Genomic DNA, 19,419 nt, shown 5'->3' with positions numbered 1-19,419 from the left:
TTTGGGAGGTTCCGAGTGTCTGAACCGAACGCTGATCAGGGTAAAAAATTGTCGGAACAGTTATCCGATCGCTCCGATACGCCAGAAATATCTGCAAATTCTGACGAGTTAGAGTCACAGTTAGACTATATGCAAGCCAAAATCCGCAACCAAATCGAGCGGATTCAGGATCTAGAGCTGGCGTTAGACCAATCGATTGACAACCTTAATGAGCTGAGGCTGCAAATCGTCAATCAGCAGTTTCTAGAAGAACATCTGGCTTCGACTGAAGAGATTGCCAACGTTCAGCAGCAGGCAATCAACCAGCTAAAGCGACAGTTTGCTGAGAAACAAGCCGCTTTTGAGCAGCAAATTCATCAGGCGCAGGAGCGAGAGCAAGACTATCAGAAGTTGCTCGAAGCCGCAGAACTCTTTGCCCAAAGTCAACACGCCGAATTGCAGCGATTGAGAGCGCAGGTGACGCTCAATCGCCCCAATGCACCTGATCAAACGCGGCTAACTTCCCAAATCGATGAGCTGCAAGTGGCGATGCAAACCCAGCAGCAACAGGTCTTAGAGCTAGAATCGCAAGAATTAACGGCGCGTAGTTTATCAGCTAATTTAGAACTGCAACTGCAAGAAGCGCAAAAACAAATTCGACGACTCTATCGAGAACTCAACGATCGACACACCGCAATTAACGAGCTAGAAGCCCGACTAGAGGGAGATTTCTCCGACCAGTCCCTAAATTCTGCTTCGAGCCATTCAGATGCCCAAGATTCGCCGCAAAAAGTCGAAGAATTAGAGTCACAACTCGTCAAACAAATGGCAACTCAGGCACTTTTGCAGCAAGCCTGTCAAGAGCTAGAACTCGATCGTGAACAAAATCAGACTCGCATTGCCGAATTAGAGCGACAAGCCGCCGAAATGCAGGAGCAAATTCTCAGTCAGGCGCAGCAAGCCAGTGAATATGAAACCGCTGTCCAGCACTGGAAAGACCGTTTCTACACGACCCAAGATAAAGTGGCGCAGCTCAAAGATCTCTTGGAGAATGACTCTTCCGATCGGTCACTAGAGTTAGCAGAATTATTTGCAGACATTCAAGCCACTTCGACGATCGGCGGCGAACCTCTACGATCAAATAGCAGAGCCGATGCTTTTAACGAAGATCTCAAGATTGATTTACCAGACTTTTTGACCCGCCGCCGCACCTATCGCAACCGATCTTAGAATGGCTTTCTTCCTGATTCTTGACTATAAAAATTAATTTCCAGTTGGATTAAAGCCGATCGTGGATTACTTGTGTAATCCTGGATCATGCACAAAAAACTGCATCCTCACCCCTAAAAGGACACTCTCATGGACGACAAGTTAATGCTGATGATTCCGGGTCCGACTCCTGTGCCGGAGCGGGTTTTGCTAGCGATGGCGAGGCATCCGATCGGGCATCGCAGCGCTGACTTTGGCAAAATTATGGCAGAAGTCACCGCCAATCTAAAATGGCTTCACCAAACGCAAAATGATGTGCTGATTCTCACTGCCAGCGGCACGGGCGTAATGGAAGCTGGGATTATTAATTTTCTCAGTCCGGGCGATCGGGTGTTGGTTGGGTCAAATGGCAAATTTGGAGAGCGTTGGGCAGAAGTTACCGATGCTTATGGGCTGAAAACCGAGCGGATCACGGCTGAGTGGGGCAAACCTCTCGATCCTGAGCAGTTCCGTGTGGCGTTAGAGACGGACACCGAGAAGCAAATCAAAGCCGTCGTCATTACCCACAGCGAAACTTCGACAGGAGTGATCAACGACCTCGAAACGATCAATCGTCACGTCAAAGCCCACGGCGAAGCGCTGATTATCGTCGATACCGTGACGAGCTTGGGAGCGACAAACGTTCCAGTCGATACTTGGGCTTTGGATGTGGTGGCATCTGGTTCGCAAAAGGGCTATATGATTCCGCCAGGGTTGGGATTTGTGGCAGTCAGCGCTAAAGCTTGGGATGCGTACAAAATGGCAAAACTGCCTCGTTATTATCTGGATTTGGGCAAATATCGCAAAGATGCCGCCAAAAATACGACTCCTTTCACGCCTCCGATTAACCTATTCTTTGCTCTGCAAGCGGCGTTAAGAATGATGCAGGCAGAAGGTCTAGAGAACATTTTTGCGCGTCACCATCGGCTGCTAGCAGCAACCCGCGCCGCCATGAAAGCGATGGGAATGCCTTTATTTGCCGCAGAGGAGTGTGCAAGTCCGGCAATCACAGCGGTGATGCCAAGCGGTGTCGATGCCGAACAAATTCGATCGGTGATGAAAAAGCGATTCGATATCGTGCTAGCAGGCGGACAAGATCACGTCAAGGGCAAGATTTTTCGGATTGGTCACTTAGGCTTTGTCAGCGATCGAGATGTGCTCACGGCGATCGCGTCTCTAGAAGCCACCCTGCAAGAACTAGGTCATGAATTTACGCCAGGTGCCGGGGTTGCGGCGGCGGTGAAAGTGTTCGCGTCGTAGAGAGCGAAGCACTCCAATCTACTAAAAAACCGGGGGAACTTCATTAGCTCTCCCGGTTTTTCAATGAATCCTAGTAGGTTTCAACGTGCCAGCGACCCGCTTTCTTCATCGCCCGTTGGAACTCCTTCCACTCAACGCCCACCTTTGAAGCCTCAGCCGAGAGAGCCGCATCAATGCCGTCCTCCATGCCTTTGAGACCACAAATATAGGTGTGCGTCTTCTCATCCTGCATCATCTGCCACAGTTCAGCCGCGTGTTCAGCCACCCGATCTTGAATGTACATTCTGCCGCCATCCTTATTCTTCTGCTCACGGCTAATTGCATTGGTGAGACGGAAGTGGTCAGGATACTTCTGTTGAATTTCCTCCAGCTCTTCTTTATACAGAATGTTTGCCGTCATGGGGATGCCGAAGATCAGCCACGCAAACCCGTTGAACGGGTAGTCAGGGTTTGCAGCTTTTTCGTTGTCCTTAAACATGCGCCATAGGTAGGCACGCATCGGCGCGATTCCCGTCCCGGTTGCCATCATGATCACTTTGGCTTCTGGGTCGATCGGCAGCAGCATTTCCTTGCCCGTCGGACCTGTGATTTTGATATCGTCTCCTGGCTTTAGACCACAGAGATAGGTCGAGCAAACGCCATAGACGATGTCACCCGTCTCAGGATGCTTATACTCCAACTGCCGAACACAGAGGGAGACGGTCTTGTCATCGACCCGATCGCCGTGGCGAGTCGAGGCGATCGAATAGAGTCTGAGTTTTTCAGGTTTGCCGTTTTTGTCGGTTCCAGGAGGAATAATGCCGATGCTTTGTCCTTCTAGATATCGCAGATCTCCGCTAGAAATGTCGAACTTAAGGTGACGAACTGTACCGATTCCGCCTTCGCCGACGAGTTCCTCGTTAGACATACATTTACCGACATAAGGACTTGCGGGTCGGTAAATATTTACGGGGATGTCTGTCGCGACAGCAGCCTTTGCTTGGGTCATTGGCTTTGTCTTTACTCCTGCTTGAGTGCCCTGTGTATCAGTGTGCTGCTTAACGTTGGTTGCAGACTGTTCCAGGGTAACTTTTCCAGCTAAGTCACCGTTAACGTCTAAAGGCTGAATGCTGACAATTTTGCCGCCCATGCGCGTAATGCGCTGCATAAACTCATTCATGCGAGTGTAGGGCACCGTGATAAATGTGCTGCCACTTTGTCGAATGGGATAGCTCATCTGATCATTTTCTTGGCTCTGACGCAGACCCACCACTTCATACCGAAACACGCGGCTGCCTGAAGGTGTGTTGCCAGCACCTGTTGCGCTTGAATTGAACATCGCTTTGAATCTCTCCGACCTAACTCAATTTAATATTGTGCTGCAAGGTGCCCTTTCTACCAAATCGATGGGCGCAAATTGCTTCTCTTATTCACTCTACAGATTTAGGGAGACTTGGCGATCGCTAAAATCATGAATTTCCAATCAAGTTCGCCACTCTAGGGATAGAAATGTCCGCCTTGACTCTAAAGTAATGAGGATTCGCAAATTTTAGATTTACTTAAGGCTTGTGAGGGGGATCACGATTTGGTAAGATCTGCCCTAGCGAGTAGTCCTAAATACTTAACTGCAAAGCTTTGGCTTAACAAAGCTGTTGAGGTAGGCAGCGTTCATTCTTAGAATGATTGCATTTTGCTTGAGCAAGTCGTCAAAGCTCCGGCTGACTCAAGAACCCAATTAGTAGAAAACTTTTTGTTTTAGAGGAAATCTATGATCAGTAAGCCAGACCGCGTGGTTCTAATTGGGGTTGCCGGAGACTCCGGGTGCGGTAAATCCACGTTTCTGCGTCGATTGACCGATCTGTTTGGGGAAGATTTCGTCACCGTTATCTGCCTCGACGATTACCACAGTCTGGATCGCAAGCAGCGCAAAGAAACCGGAATCACGGCACTAGACCCTAGAGCCAATAACTTTGACCTGATGTATGAGCAGATGAAAGCGCTCAAAAGTGGGGAAAAGATTAATAAGCCTATCTATAACCACGAGACGGGTCTTCTCGATCCTCCTGAAATTGTTGAACCCAATCACATCATCGTGATCGAAGGGTTACATCCGCTCTACGACGAACGAGTTCGCAACCTGTTAGACTTTAGCGTCTATCTCGACATCAGCGATGAAGTCAAAATCGCCTGGAAGATTCAGCGCGACATGGCAGAACGGGGTCACACTTATGAAGATGTGCTGGCTCAGATCAACGCTCGCAAACCCGACTTTGAGGCGTACATTGACCCTCAGAAAGGCTTTGCTGATGTTGTGGTGCAAGTGTTGCCGACGCAGTTAATCAAGAACGACCAAGAGCGAAAAGTGCTGCGGGTGCAGATGATTCAACGCGATGAAGTGGAGGGCTTTGAGCCTGCTTACTTGTTTGACGAAGGCTCCGAGATTCATTGGACTCCTTGCGGACGCAAGCTCACTTGCTCCTATCCTGGAATCAAAATGTATTACGGTCCTGACTCTTACTACGGTCACAGTGTTTCGATTTTAGAAGTCGATGGTCAGTTCGACAAGCTCGAAGAAGTCATCTACATCGAACAACACCTGAGCAAAACTTCCGCGAAGCATAACGGTGAGTTGACCGAGCTATTGCTCAAGCACCGTGAATATCCAGGTTCTAACAATGGGACGGGCTTATTCCAAGTGCTAGTTGGGCTAAAAATGAGAGCGACCTATGAGCGAATAATCGCTAAAGAGAAAGTTGCGGTTAGCGCTTAATTCTTGAGTTGATTTTGACGATCGGGGATGCCATCAGCGTCCCCCTTTCTCAGTGATTTGATCTCTGAAGATCAGTCTGATAAGATCTCCTAGCCAATTTAACCGAAGGTAGGGGACGCTTTGACCTTATAATTGCTTAAGATTTGAATTTAATATTCAGCCTCACGATCGCTTCAAACTTTCTTCTTTTAACGTCACCAAAAAAGAATAAGTGTTAGAGATCGAAGCGTAAAACTCAATACCAAGTCCGCTGTCGCTACAAACGGCAAAACGAGCGACGACGTTACTCCAAACATCACCGACTCCACAAAGGAAAAACCATGAGCGCAGACGTTATTGACGTGACCCCCGAAGCCGAGAAAAAAGCCGATAAAAAGGGAGCGATCGCACTCCACAAACAGCCCAGTCTTTCTGTTTGGAACCGCCCTGTCATGTCCAGCGATATCGAAATCGCAGGCACGATTCAGGACGGGGGCATTCGACCGATCGGAGCCAGTCACCTAGAAATCGTGGGCACTCTGCTGACGAACCGTCCGATTGTGGCAAGCCACCTTCGCATTTTTGAAATGGTGGACAAACGCCCAGTCTTTTGTGATGAGATCAAAATGATTGAAGGCGAAGGTCCTTACGGCAGACCTGTGATGGTCAGCGATCCAGATTTGATGAACGACAACATGGGGTTCGGGCAACGCCCGATCGCCTCTAACAATGTCGATGATGCCCCTGCGTTGATGGGCTTTATTGACTAGAACAGGCTTCAAATTTAATTGGCTCATTGACGGGGTGTTTCTTCTGAGAGGCACCCATTTTTGTATCCTAAAAATTCACTTCATGCCCTAGGCGTATGAACGTTTATCATTGACAAATAAGCGCCCCACCTAGTCCCAACGTTTTCCCAATGACTGCAACGATCGCTAATCTGCCCAGCCACTACGACTCTACTGCCTCAGAAGCCAAGTGGCAGAAGTTTTGGGAAGAAAACCACGTCTTTAAAGCCGACCCCAATGCCCCCGGCGAACCTTACTGCGTTGTGATTCCGCCTCCCAACGTCACGGGCAGTCTTCATATGGGTCATGCCTTTGAGACAGCGTTGATTGATGCGCTTGTGCGATATCACCGTATGTGTGGCTACAACACACTCTGGCTTCCTGGAACGGATCATGCCAGCATTGCAGTGCAAACTATTCTTGAAAAGCAGCTAAAAGCTGAGGGAAAGACTCGGCAAGAGTTGGGGCGCGAGAAGTTTCTAGAACGCGCTTGGAAATGGAAAGCCGAATCGGGAGGCACGATCGTCAATCAACTTCGACGACTCGGCGTTTCGGTAGACTGGTCGAGAGAGCGCTTTACGATGGATGAAGGGCTGTCAAAAGCCGTGCTAGATGCCTTCATTCAGCTTTATGAAGAGAAGCTGATCTATCGAGGCAACTATCTGGTCAACTGGTGCCCTGCCAGTCAATCTGCTGTGTCTGACTTAGAAGTTGAAAATCAGGAAGTCAACGGGCATTTGTGGCATTTTCGCTATCCGCTGGCGCAGAGTGATTGCTATGTGGAGGTTGCCACGACTCGCCCTGAGACGATGTTGGGAGATACTGCCGTTGCGGTCAATCCGAAGGACGATCGCTATAAGCATCTGATTGGTCAAATGGTGATTTTGCCGCTCGTAGACCGAGAGATTCCGATCATTGGAGATGAGTTTGTAGATCCCTCTTTTGGGACGGGATGCGTCAAGGTGACACCCGCTCACGACCCCAACGACTTTGAGATGGGCAAACGGAATAACCTGAGATTCATCAACATTATGAACAAAGACGGCACTCTGAATGAGAATGCCGGAGAGTTTCAGGGGCAAGACCGCTTTGTGGCGCGTAAAAACGTGGTCAGACGGCTCGAAGAAGAAGGAATGCTGGTCAAAATCGAGGACTATAAGCACACGGTTCCCTATAGCGATCGGGGTAAGGTTCCCGTCGAGCCTCTGCTCTCTACTCAGTGGTTTGTCAAGATCAAACCCCTGTCAGAGCCTGCTCTAGCCGATCTCGACCAAAAGAATTCGCCTGAGTTTGTGCCCGATCGCTGGACAAAAGTTTATCGCGATTGGCTCGTGAGCTTAAAAGATTGGTGCATCTCTCGCCAACTCTGGTGGGGGCATCAAATTCCTGCCTGGTATGCCATCAGCGAGACGGGCGGCATCATCACCGACACGACCCCATTTATGGTGGCTCGAAGCGAGGCAGAGGCGAGAGAAAAGGCGATCGCTCTGTTCGGCGAAAATGTTCAGCTTGAGCAAGACCCTGACGTGCTCGATACGTGGTTTTCGTCTGGCTTATGGCCCTTCTCAACCTTGGGCTGGTCTGACGAAACGCCGGACTTTAAGCGCTACTATCCGACTGCGACGCTGGTGACGGGGTTTGACATTATCTTCTTTTGGGTTGCCCGGATGACGATGATGGCAAAGCACTTTACGGGAAAAATGCCCTTCAAGACCGTCTATATTCACGGGCTGGTGCGGGATGAAAACAACAAGAAGATGTCTAAGTCGTCTAACAACGGCATCGATCCGCTGATTTTGATTGACAAATATGGTACGGATGCACTGCGCTATGCCCTCGTGCGTGAGGTGACGGGGGCGGGGCAAGACATCCGATTGGAATATAACCGCAAAACAGATGAGTCTGCGTCGGTTGAGGCATCTCGTAATTTCACCAATAAGCTGTGGAACGCTTCTCGGTTTGTGTTGATGAACCTAGATGGCAAGACCCCCGACCAGTTAGGATTGCCCGATCGAGATCAGTTGGACTTGAGCGATCGCTGGATTCTGTCCCGATTCCATCAGGTCACTCAGCAGATTCGCGATCAGATTGATCACTATGGCTTGGGCGAGTCTGCCAAACTGTTATACGAATTCATCTGGGGCGACTTCTGCGACTGGTATATCGAATTGGTGAAATCTCGTCTGCTGGGTGATGATGCCGTTTCTCGTAAAGCCGCGCAGCAAACGCTCGCCTACGTTTTAGAAGGGACTCTGAAGCTACTTCACCCCTTTATGCCCCACATCACCGAAGAGATTTGGCATACAGTGACTCAAACCGATGAAACGTCAGGTCAGACACTAGCGTTACAAACTTATCCGATCGCCGATTCTACGCTGATCAACCCTGACCTAGAGCAGCAGTTTGACCTCCTGATTGACACGATTCGCACGATTCGGAATCTTAGAGCCGAGGCAGACATCAAGCCCGGAGTCAAAATTGAGGCAATCTTGCAAACCGAGAGCGAGAAAGAAGAACACATCCTCAAGTCAGGTCAGCCCTACATTCAGGATTTGGCAAAGGTGCAAACGTTGAGGATTAATCAACCTCAGACTCAGCAAGCGCGTCCAGAAGTCACTGTGGATTCTTCTGAGACGGATTTGGTTGGCTCGATCGCCACATTCTTATCCACTCATCAGCGCGTCTTGCTGACGATCGGCTGCATTCTGCTGACGTTAATCACGCTCAAAATTTGTGCGGGTCTTTTAGAAGCCGTTCACGAAATTCTGCTTCTGTCAACCTTTTTAGAACTCGTGGGGATTGGCTACACCGTCTGGTTTATCAAGCAAAAACTCTGGAAAGTGGGCGATCGCCAGCAGCTATTCAGCCAGATTGAGCAATTCAAAACCGAAGTCGTCGGTGAGCCGCGTCCAGACGCACCCGAACCGATCGTGAATTCGTCATCGCCTAGCGAAGAAGACTCAGCCCAAACGATCGTTGGCGTAGTTGGAACGGTGCGAGTCGCGATTCCTCTGGCAGGATTGATCGATTTAGTCGCTCTCAAGGCAAAAACCGAGAAAGATTTGAAGAAAGTAGAAGCTGAAATTCAAGCCCTCTCAGGACGGTTGAACAACGCTAAATTTGTCGATAAAGCCCCTCCTGATGTGGTTCAAACTGCACGAGATGCGCTGTCAGAATTTGAGACGCAAGCCGAGATTCTCCAGACACGCCTCGATCGCTTGGATTGAGATTCAAGAGGCATTCAGCAAAATTACTGGACTCATTCAGCCATTCCCTCAGTGTTGTTTCCATTCCCGTGCTCCTACGGGCTATCGAACCTGCTTTAGAAACGCTATGTTATTTGTAATAGGGCTAATCTCTTTTAAGATCACTTAGCCCTCAATCAGATAGCCTAACAACTGCTCGCTGTCCGATTGCCAATCCAAAGAGACTGATCCTGACGTGATATTCAGTAGAGACAAATAGAGAGAAACGGTTATGCTGCACTTGGCTCAAGTCCATCAAAAAAGCTATGCAGGTAAAGCAGGATTGCGCCTGCTAGCGACTCAAAAAGCCGAAAACGTTTGGGCAGTCGCTACTGAGGGAGAATTTGTTCTTTCTACTGAAGCCAGTGACTATGGCGAGAGTGCCTTGGTTCTGGTCGAGCTATCCAGTACTCAACAAATTCTTAGCATTCGAGATGCCAAAAGTTGGGTCTTAAAGCTGGTTGAAGACTATTTAGTGAACGGTATTACTCCCGCGTTTCTTGAGCAAGAAACCGAGCGCGCAGAGCAATGGCGGCAATCGCTAACCCTTCAAAATCAAGAACTCGATCGCCGCACGTTAGAACTAGAAGCCCGTCGAGAACAAATTCAAGCCCTTGAAGAAGACCTGAAGCGTGAAAGAAAGCAGTTCGAGTGACGCACGTCTGAGTTTGAGGCGAGAAACCAGGATCTCGATCGTCGCGCCTCAGACCAAAAGCCCGTCACCTGACAAATATTCAAACCATCCCCAACCCTCGTAGAGACGTTTCGGTGAAACGTCTCTCTTCTCCACGGCGTTCTTATCCTCTTGCTGCGGGCAGAGCCGGACGCGCGATCGGATAACCATCCTTCACAATTTGAGGAGAGGGCTGCTCAGTTAACAGAAAATCGCGAAGAAGTCGAACGGCAAACTTTTGCGCTAAACCTCCGACAATTTTTTGACCCATTTTTTGCGTCTCTGGTTTTGCAAGTAGACGCGGCAGCAACGACAGCAGCTTGCCCTGATCAAACCCGCGAGTTTCTTGCAAAATATTCCAGATGCGCTTGACGTGCTCTAGGGTTTGCTGATTCTCCGATAGTGCTACCGGACGCTCAACCGTCCAGCCTACCTGTTCACGAAATCGGTAATTTACGGTTTGCCAAACGCTTTGACCGAGTGAATCTAATCCTTTAATAATCTCATTCACCAGGTTGGCGCGAATAAACTCACCTCGTTCTGAAAACAAGAAATCAACCGCCTGGTCAAGAACTTGATCCAGGTCATATTCTTGATTGCTGCGGGCGTTTTGCAACAAGTTCTCTAAGCGATTCCATCGAAATCTACCATCTTTGAACAGTAGGTCTCTTAGCGATTCTCGAAGCTCAGGAGACTGATCCGTCAGCAATCGCTTCGCGACGTAAGGGTATGCCTTGCTCAACACTTTGAACTCAGGATCGACGTGGATGGCGATGCCTTCTAGGGTGACGAGCGATCGGATAATCAACGCATAATAAGCCGGAACCGTAAACGGATATTCATACATCAATGATGAGAGTTGATCGGTGATGCTTTTGATGTTAATTTCGGCAACACTGGCTCCTAACGCATCGTTAAAAACACTCGCAAAGGCAGGAATAATTGGCGCAAGGTCAGTGTCAGGAGTCAAAAACTCTAACTTCACATAGTCGTGTGCCAACCCTTCAAAGTCTCGGTTGACCAAGTGAACGATCGCTTCAATCAATCCATAGCGCTGATAGGGCTTGACTTCGCTCATCATGCCGAAGTCTAAATAAGCCAGTCTGCCGTCTGGCATTGCCAGCAAGTTGCCAGGGTGAGGGTCAGCGTGAAAGAAGCCATGCTCTAAAAGCTGCCGTAGCGAACACTGCACACCTACATCAATCAAGTGAGTGGCATCAATGCCCTGCTCTCGAATTTTGTCGAGTTCGGTCAGCTTAGTGCCCGTAATCCACTCCATCGTCAAGACGCGTCGCCCTGTGTAGCGCCAATAGATTTTAGGCACATAGATTTCGGGAAGATAACCATAGAGGCTGGCAAACCGCTCGGCGTTGCGTCCTTCTTGGTTATAATCCGTCTCTTCAAAAATGCGGGTGGCGAGTTCGTCGGCGATCGCGACTAGATTACTCCGCACTCGCTTGATGTTGTTCATCGCCCAAGCCGCAATCTTTCGCAGAATATACATATCCACAGCAATGCTTTCAGCCAAACCGGGGCGCTGGACTTTCACCGCAACGTCTTCACCCGTCTTGAGTTTGCCTTTATAGACTTGACCGAGCGACGCAGCAGCGATCGGCATCGAACTCAGTTCTGCATATACTTCGCTGGGGTCAGCACCCAATTCTTCGCGGATGAACTGAAACGCGATCTCATTTGGAAAAGGAGGCAACTGATCTTGAAGTTTGGTCAGTTCTTCTAAATAAGTCGGGGGCACCAAATCTGGACGAGTAGATAGCGCTTGTCCAATTTTGATAAAGGCGGGTCCCAATGTGGTCAGCATCTTGCGAAGATGGATCGCTTGCCCCTTCTGGGCACGATCGCCACCTCCAGTCACGCGATCCCACCACAGACGAAACGCGAACCAGACAAGCGGTAAGAAGATGCTTAACGTTCTCGCAAACACCTTAAAGGGCTGTCTTTCATATCGAGCCGCAATTTCATCGGGGTCATAGTGAATGCTGGGAGCCGCTTGCTCAGAGGGCACGTCACCCATCAAGATTTCAGATTCATTCGCGATCGTGACGGTTGATAAGTCCGCCATTTCTCGATCAACATCCTCAGTCGTGTACCTCGAGTCAATTGTCGTAACAGAAACAGACTTATCGTTCATGACGCTCATGCAGTGAAACCGGATTGAAACGGTATGTAAAGCATTGTAACAACAAGCTTACAGAGTTCTCCTCTTTTCAGTTAATTATTTCTTTAGAAGCCACAGATCATGGATTAAAGAAGGATTCACGAACTATTTTGTAGGAAACTCTTCTGAGGCAATTGGTTACTTGATTCAAAATAGTTCTATTCGGTCAGGGTGTCGTCAACACAAAGCATGAAAAGTTTTGCTTTTGACCGTTTGACGGCTAAAATAGGACAAATTTACTACCAGAAGCGCGAAAAAGAAACCCTTATCAGTTCCCTGACCGCTAACATTGAATTGGGCACCTTTACGGATGCTTTTTCTACTTTTCAAACCATTCAGCAGACCCAACCCTCTTGTCTGAACTAAACGATCGTCAGACGTTTAGTTCAATCAGCCAGCGTCTCATTCCTCAGCTTGAAATTTGCCCATGTTGCTGTCTCTGCAAATCGAAAACTTTGCCTTAATTGATCGTCTAGAGTTGGATTTTGGCTCAGGCTTACACGTTTTGACGGGTGAAACAGGTGCAGGGAAATCGATTATTTTAGATGCGATCGATGCTGCGCTAGGGGGCAAAGTCACGAGTCGAGCCGTTCGCACAGGGGCAGAGCGCGCCTCGGTCGAGGCGACCTTTCGGATTGATCCCGCCATGAAAAACTGGCTAGACATCGAGCAGATCGATCCCCTAGACGGTTCTCTATTAGTTTGCACCCGCGAAATTGTTGCCAGTGGCAGCGGACAGCGCAATCGATCGCGCGTCAACGGCGTGTTGGTCAACAAACAGCAAATGGAGTCGCTGCGCGATCGGCTTGTAGAAATCACCGCTCAGGGGCAGACCGTGCAATTAGGGCAGCCGAGCCTTCAGCGAAATTGGCTAGACAGCTATGGTGGGGCGACCCTGCTCAAACAACGCGATCGCGTGGGTCAGGCGTTGTCTGTTTACCAGCAAGCGTCTCAGGCACTCGATAAGCGTCGTCACTCTGAGCAACAGCGCCTTCAGCAGCTTGACCTGTTTGAATATCAGCTTCGAGAACTCAATGTCGCCAATCTTAGCGATCCCGATGAGATCGAGCAGCTAGAACAGGAGCGAAAACGCCTCGGTCACAGCGTCGAATTGCAGCAGCAGAGCTACGAGGCATATCAGTCGCTCTACCAGAACGAAAATGGCGATGATGCGTGTTCTGACCTTTTGGGTAAAGCCCGATCGCTTTTGACGGATATGCTGCGCTATGACGAGCAAATTCAGCCGATTTTGGATCTCGTTACGTCAGCCCTCGCGCAGGTCGAAGAAGCGGGACAGGAAATCAACGCCTATGGAGACGGGCTAGAAACCGACCCTCAGCGATTGCAGGAAGTTGAAGAACGCATCATTGAACTTAAGCAGATTTGCCGCAAATACGGTCCGAGTTTGGCAGAGGCGATCGGGCTTCAACAATCGCTCCAAGCCGAACTTGAAGGACTCACTGGAGCCGGACAGTCTCTCGAAGAACTTGAACAGACTGCCCACGATCGTAAAACTGAATTGACGGACGTGTGTGCAAAATTAACTCACCTGCGTCAGACTGCCGCCAAGGATTTGGAAAATCGGCTCGTGGCAGAGCTAAAACCCCTAGCGATGGAAAAAGTCCAGTTTCAAGTGGGGATCACGCCCGTCTCACCGACCTCTGCGGGAGCCGATCGCATCACTTATTTGTTCAGCCCCAACCCTGGCGAACCGCTACAGTCGCTGACCGAAACTGCCTCTGGTGGCGAGATGAGCCGTTTTCTACTGGCGTTACAGGCTTGCTTTTCGCAGGTCGATTCGGTTGGGACGCTGGTTTTTGACGAAATCGATGTCGGGGTCTCAGGGCGGGTTGCTCAAGCGATCGCTGAAAAACTGCATCATCTCAGCCGTCAGCATCAAGTTCTCTGTGTGACTCACCAGCCGATCGTGGCGGCGATGGCAGATCATCACTTCCATGTCGATAAGCAGGTCATTGACTTCAACGGCAGCGAGCAGGCGACAAAGGGCAAGAAGCGCAAGGCAAAAGATGCATCGGTTGAAGAAAATGGGTCTGCGGTAGATACGCCTGAACTGCGGACGGTGGTGCGGGTGAGTGCGCTCGATCGTCAGCAGCGCCGAGAAGAACTAGCTCAACTTGCGGGGGGGCACTCCAGCGACTCGACCAATGGCTCTGGCGAAGACGCAGCCTCTGCCTTTGCAGAATCTCTTCTCGCTCAGGCAGCAAGCCTCCGAGAAAATGGATCAGTTCAAGTCGATCACTCTGCTTCTGACACCGCTCGAAAACCTCGATCGACCCGGGTAAAAGCAGCGAAAAAGACCTAAGCCGATTCAAGGCTGATAACTCAGATCAGATGCTGCAATGGGTCGCCGAACGGTTGAGCAAAGCGCCTCACAAATCCGGGTGGCAGTAAAGTCAACAGTAGCCATTTCAGGAGATATCGCTGAGTGACTCTATTAGAGAGGACGCGAGGATTTAAGCAAATCGCCGTCCATAGCTTTTGACCAACCTTGACCTGCGCGTCACTCTTAACATCAGCTAAAATCAGCCTCGTTAGATTGATAAATGTTGGCTAGATTCTGGCTTCTCAGATGTTGTAGCGTTTAAGGAGCCGATCTAAATCCTCGATCGGTTACAATTGCGTTACATTTCTTTGTCACGTCAATCTCGGCAGAAAGAGATCTTAAAGAGTAGCGATAGAGAATCTGAGATTTTTGTTATGAGCCGGAATCACCACAGAAATTGTCTGCATAGTGAGTCGTGAAATATCCACAAATCATGAGCGTCAGCAGAACCTGTCTGAGTTTGTGCGCCCATACACAAACTTTATATAAACAATACTCCGGACATTTTTTGAGGCAGAGGCTGAAACCCTCATTCCACCGTTGGTATTTGCCTCAGTGATGATGCTGAAACCCGCATTCCACCGTTGGCGATTTAAAATTGTCCGGACTGTTGTATAAACCTATCTTAATATAGACCTATCAACGTTAACCGCTCATTCGTCGGCGATTTGCATAAGATTCACTGTATTTTATATCTATCTAGAAAAAACTGTGGTTTCCCTTTACTGTCTAAGAAAGCACTCAGCAACTTTCTCACTGTCAAATGTCGATGCAATTCAGCATAAAGACTCTCAAAAGGGGGAACCATGAGAGCAGCCGATCGGTGATTGTAAGAGCACTCAAACTATTCCATAAATAGAAATGGCAAAAAACCTCTGCTTGAAGCGATCGAGTGTAGTGAGCACCTACAAACCCTTGATGGCAGCAAACGATCAACCTCGAAGTGCTCAAGCGACGAGGCAAGGGATGTCAGTCGGTAGAAATTGGCACATCTAATCTTTGGTCATCGTGTCAGAATCGTCTTAGATAGAACGTGTCTCATAAACCACGATCGTTCAGTCATGATTCACAGTTTACCATCGCTCCGTTGCTCGTTTAGACAGAACGGATTCCTTTAGTTTCTCACTGAAATCGTTATGACTCCTGCATCTCCCCATCTACCCAACCGAAATTCTAGTGATGTCGTTACAGACGCGGCTATTACAAATAGTCCTGTCTATCTGATTAGCGATCACAATTCTGACTCCTCAACGAGTGAAACCCACTATGGCGACGATGTGGCGACGTGGAGTAACGCGATCGTAGAACCCTCTTCGTTTGGTATTGCGACCCATGATTCGTCTGAATCAGGTCTGGCAACGAGTAAGAGTTCGCTGTCGGCACCGAAAGGTAAGTTTGCTTCCTTGCTCGCGCCTTTGACGCAAGACAAGTTTAAGGAAGTTGTTTATGAGGTTGAGCAAAAGCTAAGAATCGTCAACCAAACTCTTTCGATGCTTGATATGCAGGGGTTTGACACCATTTTAGAAGAGATGCTCACCTCGATCACAACTAAAACTGGAGAGTTGCTCAACGCCGATCGCACCACGATTTATTTGCTAGACGAAGAGAAAAACGAACTCTACACGACGGTCACCAACGATACTGATGGACGCAGCTTTGAAATTCGATTCCCTGCCGATCAGGGCATTGCCGGAGAAGCCGCCACCTTTAAACGGGGGATCAATATCCACTATGATTTTTTTGATGACCCTCGATCGGGGCAAGCAAAAATTCAGTATCAGAAGCTGGGATATCGCGCTTACACAATGCTGACATTGCCCCTCCTCAACGACGATGGGGATCTGGTAGCAGTGATTCAACTGATCAACAAGCTCAAGCCAGGGTGCGATCGCTCAACTCCTCTCGATGAGCGAATTGATCTGGGTGGCTTTACTCACGGCGACGAGCAGCTTTTTATCGAATTTGCTCCTTCGATTCAACTGATTCTAGAGTCGTCTCGATCGTTCTATATTGCAACGCAAAGACAGCGGGCAGCCAATGCGCTGATTAAGGCGACTCAATCGCTCAGTCAAAGCAGCTTAGACTTAGATGATACGCTGATGCGAGTCATGGATGAAGCCAAAAAGCTGATGAACGCCGATCGCAGCACTCTTTGGCTGATTGACCGAGAGCGAGACGAGATTTGGACTCGTGTGGTGATGGCAGACGGCAACCTAAAAGAGTTGCGGTTTCCGATCGGGGTTGGCTTCGCGGGTCAAGTCGCTGCCTCTGGTGAAGTCATCAATATTCCCTTTGATCTCTACGATCATGAGGGAGCCGAAACCGCCAAAAAAACTGACCAAGAAACAGGCTACCGAACCTGCAGCCTATTGTGTATGCCGATTCGCAACGTCAATGGTGATCTGATTGGGGTGACTCAACTCGTCAACAAAAACAAGCAGGGATACTTTCCCGATTACAATCCCAGCTATTGGCCCGCAGCGCCTGAATTCTGGAAAGCCAGCTTTAATCGCAGCGATCAGGAGTTTATGGCGACCTTTAACATTCAGGCGGGGGTTGCGCTGCAAAATGCCAAAATGTTTGAGACCATTAAACAGCAAGAGCAGATGCAGCGAGACATTCTGCGATCGCTCTCCAATGGCGTGATCTCCACCGATAAAGAAGGTCATATCATTGCTGCCAACGAAAGCGCCAAGAAGCTATTGGGTTTAGACAGCAATGAGTCGCTAGAAGGGCATTTAATCTCAAAGCTGGTGAAGATTGAGAAGGGAGATTTCTCGAAGTGGTTTGGCATGGCGATCGGCGATAAAAACCGCCAGCAATATTATCCTGACCAAACTCTACAGCCCACAAAAGGAGGAGAACAGCACAGCATTAACTTATCGATCAATACGATCGCCGATGCCAACGACAGCAAAAAAATCTCTGGGGCGCTGGTCGTCATGGATGACATCAGCGATGAAAAGAGACTCAAAAGCACGATGTATCGCTACATGACTCAAGAACTGGCAGAACAGTTGTTAGAAAACCCCGACGCTGCCAAGATGGGAGGCGATCGCAAAGAAGTCTCAGTGTTGTTCTCTGACATTCGCAGCTATACGACGCTCACCGAAACCTTGGCGGCTGAAGAAGTCGTCGAACTGCTCAACCAATATTTTGAATCGATGGTGGATGCCGTGTTCACCCACAAAGGCATTCTCGACAAATACATCGGCGACGCGATTATGGCGGTTTTCGGCTCGCCATTACCCCTTGACGATCACGAGTGGATGTCGGTGCAAACAGCGGTTGATATGCGTCACCGCCTCACTGACTTCAACGCAAAACGTCGGGCAGACCATAAGAAAACCATCAAAATCGGCATTGGCATCAACTCCGACACGGTAATCAGTGGCAACATCGGCTGTAGCAAACGCATGGAGTTTACGGCGATCGGCGATGGGGTTAATCTCGGCGCTCGGCTAGAAGGAGCCACCAAGATCTACGGCACCGATATTGTGATTAGTGAGAGCACCTATCGCCCTGTGAGCGATCGCGTCTGGACCCGCGAACTTGACTTCATCAAAGTCAAAGGCAAAAACAACCCGGTTGCTGTTTACGAATTGGTGGGGCTACGATCGGAAACCATTTCTGACCAAAAACAGCAGGTGATCGAGCACTATGAGAAAGCCCGACAGCACTATTTGAATCGCAAGTTTGCTCTCGCGATCGCTGGATTTGCAACCGTTTTAGAAATTGACAGTCACGACAAAGCGGCGGCGCTGCACATGGAGCGCTGTCAACACTGGCTCACAAATCCTCCGATTGGCGAGTGGGATGGGGCGTGGGCGCTAACCGAAAAATAGAAGTCAGGGGAATGATGAAAGTTTGATGTCCTGAATTGAATCCTTGAGCAGCAGTGTTATCGTTAACTCAAAGCACTCGTTCGATCGGGGAATGTCTCGATTCTTGGCGATCGACTAGGCTATTTAAGTGCAGCTTTCTCAGCCATCTTTAGAACTCACGCCCAGCTAGATCAAAACGATTCACCACTCGTTATATTTTATGTCTGACTCAAATCACCTCACGAATAACATCACTTCAGCAGAACTCGCTGTCCCTGAACAGTCTGAGGGCATTTTGAATGACGCTCCTACTCTAAGTAGCCTCATTCCCAAAAATCTTAGTCACAACAAAAAAGCAGTCATTGAACGGCTTATTGCGCTTCATCTCTCACAGGCGACCTGAAACTCTTCCAGCATCTTCCGAGGTCTAACTCTGGATCTATCAATCTTTGAGTGCATTGCGAAATCCAGTCGCAGTGCTCTGTAGTCCTACCTAATTGCAGTACCTCGTCTCCGCATGGTCTCAGTTAGGTAAAAAGATGATGACCAAAGACAAATCCCTTCAGTTTCTTCGAGAATTGATCGAGCGCGTCGAGACAGCCGATACAGACGATTTCTTTGACTTGGCGCAGATTGCAGGGCTAAATCCGCTCCAAGATTTTTCTGAAGCGAACTTAGGCGCGATCGATTTACGGTCTAAGAATATGTCGGGTGCTGATTTAGTGGGCGCTAATTTGGCGGGTGCTCATTTGATTAACACCAATTTCACCAGCGCTAACCTAATTAGCGCCAACCTCGCCAGCACAGTTTTGATCAACGCTATGCTGACTGAGGCATCGTTGATCGGCGTAGACTTAACCTCTGCAAACTTGATGAAAGCAACGCTAGTCAGCGCCAATCTCACAGGTGCAAATTTGGTCAACGCAAATCTCAGCTATGCCGATGTCCGTCGCAGCACTTTAACCGGAGCTAGACTGACTGGCGCAAATCTGATCGAGGCAAACTTTGGTCACGCCGATCTGCGTCGTGTCAACCTGGTTAATAGCGATCTGAGCGGGGGTGCGACCTCTATTTGATACTATTAGAGGGCAACGGAAAAGCCGTATTGATTCAGTTTGTTCCAGAATTGATCCCAACGCGTTGAGGTCAAGACC

14 protein-coding genes are annotated in these 19,419 nt (G+C 49.1%); 12 read left to right on the top strand and 2 right to left on the bottom strand.

The genetic code is table 11. From position 1 onward, the window contains the following. The first annotated feature begins 15 nt into the window (after positions 1-15). Positions 16-1,209, top strand: coding sequence for a coiled-coil domain-containing protein (locus tag A8707_RS18450; protein WP_068818672.1), 1,194 nt, complete (start codon positions 16-18; stop codon positions 1,207-1,209). 129 nt (positions 1,210-1,338) lie between these two features. Then, positions 1,339-2,487 (top strand): pyridoxal-phosphate-dependent aminotransferase family protein, encoded by a 1,149-nt coding sequence (locus A8707_RS18445; protein WP_068818671.1) that lies wholly within the window; start codon positions 1,339-1,341, stop codon positions 2,485-2,487. A gap of 70 nt (positions 2,488-2,557) precedes the next feature. On the opposite strand, the gene petH is transcribed toward A8707_RS18445, so the two are convergent. Continuing rightward, positions 2,558-3,805, bottom strand: a complete 1,248-nt coding sequence (gene petH, locus A8707_RS18440) for a ferredoxin--NADP reductase (RefSeq protein WP_068818670.1) — start codon at positions 3,803-3,805, stop codon at positions 2,558-2,560. Positions 3,806-4,234: 429 nt separating this feature from the next. Here petH and A8707_RS18435 point away from each other — a divergent pair, with 429 nt between their 5' ends. The 4 genes from A8707_RS18435 (at position 4,235) to A8707_RS18420 (ending at position 9,903) form a co-directional block, all read left to right on the top strand. Next, complete coding sequence (locus tag A8707_RS18435; protein ID WP_068818669.1) at positions 4,235-5,236, top strand: phosphoribulokinase; 1,002 nt, start codon at positions 4,235-4,237, stop codon at positions 5,234-5,236. Positions 5,237-5,556: 320 nt separating this feature from the next. Then, entirely contained in the window at positions 5,557-5,985 is a 429-nt protein-coding gene (locus A8707_RS18430) for a hypothetical protein (RefSeq protein ID WP_068818668.1), read from the top strand. Positions 5,986-6,134: 149 nt separating this feature from the next. After that, complete coding sequence (locus tag A8707_RS18425; protein WP_068818667.1) at positions 6,135-9,230, top strand: valine--tRNA ligase; 3,096 nt, start codon at positions 6,135-6,137, stop codon at positions 9,228-9,230. A 250-nt stretch (positions 9,231-9,480) separates the two neighbouring features. Then, on the top strand, positions 9,481-9,903 hold the full coding sequence (locus A8707_RS18420; RefSeq protein WP_068818666.1) for a hypothetical protein: 423 nt from the start codon (positions 9,481-9,483) through the stop codon (positions 9,901-9,903). 142 nt (positions 9,904-10,045) lie between these two features. Here the strand turns inward: A8707_RS18420 and A8707_RS18415 are convergent, their stop codons facing one another. Continuing rightward, on the bottom strand, positions 10,046-12,001 hold the full coding sequence (locus A8707_RS18415; RefSeq protein ID WP_231948139.1) for an ABC1 kinase family protein: 1,956 nt from the start codon (positions 11,999-12,001) through the stop codon (positions 10,046-10,048). Between the two features lie 285 nt (positions 12,002-12,286). Between A8707_RS18415 and A8707_RS28355 the strand changes: the two genes are divergently transcribed. The 6 genes from A8707_RS28355 (at position 12,287) to A8707_RS18395 (ending at position 19,341) form a co-directional block, all read left to right on the top strand. Continuing rightward, entirely contained in the window at positions 12,287-12,463 is a 177-nt protein-coding gene (locus tag A8707_RS28355; RefSeq protein ID WP_156518700.1) for a hypothetical protein, read from the top strand. A 61-nt stretch (positions 12,464-12,524) separates the two neighbouring features. Beyond that, positions 12,525-14,420, top strand: coding sequence for a DNA repair protein RecN (gene recN / locus A8707_RS18410; protein ID WP_068818664.1), 1,896 nt, complete (start codon positions 12,525-12,527; stop codon positions 14,418-14,420). Between the two features lie 882 nt (positions 14,421-15,302). Then, entirely contained in the window at positions 15,303-15,437 is a 135-nt protein-coding gene (locus tag A8707_RS30300) for a hypothetical protein (protein ID WP_269452744.1), read from the top strand. Positions 15,438-15,577: 140 nt separating this feature from the next. Then, a complete protein-coding gene (locus A8707_RS18405; RefSeq protein ID WP_082906425.1) occupies positions 15,578-18,286 on the top strand; it encodes an adenylate/guanylate cyclase domain-containing protein in 2,709 nt (902 codons plus the stop codon). A 199-nt stretch (positions 18,287-18,485) separates the two neighbouring features. Then, on the top strand, positions 18,486-18,668 hold the full coding sequence (locus tag A8707_RS18400) for a hypothetical protein (protein ID WP_068818663.1): 183 nt from the start codon (positions 18,486-18,488) through the stop codon (positions 18,666-18,668). A 136-nt stretch (positions 18,669-18,804) separates the two neighbouring features. Next, on the top strand, positions 18,805-19,341 hold the full coding sequence (locus A8707_RS18395) for a pentapeptide repeat-containing protein (protein WP_068818662.1): 537 nt from the start codon (positions 18,805-18,807) through the stop codon (positions 19,339-19,341). Positions 19,342-19,419: the final 78 nt, after the last annotated feature.

Source organism: Phormidesmis priestleyi BC1401 (assembly GCF_001650195.1).
GTDB classification, from domain to species: Bacteria; Cyanobacteriota; Cyanobacteriia; order Leptolyngbyales; family Leptolyngbyaceae; genus Phormidesmis_A; species Phormidesmis_A priestleyi_B.
This window is presented reverse-complemented; position numbering and strand designations above follow the sequence as displayed.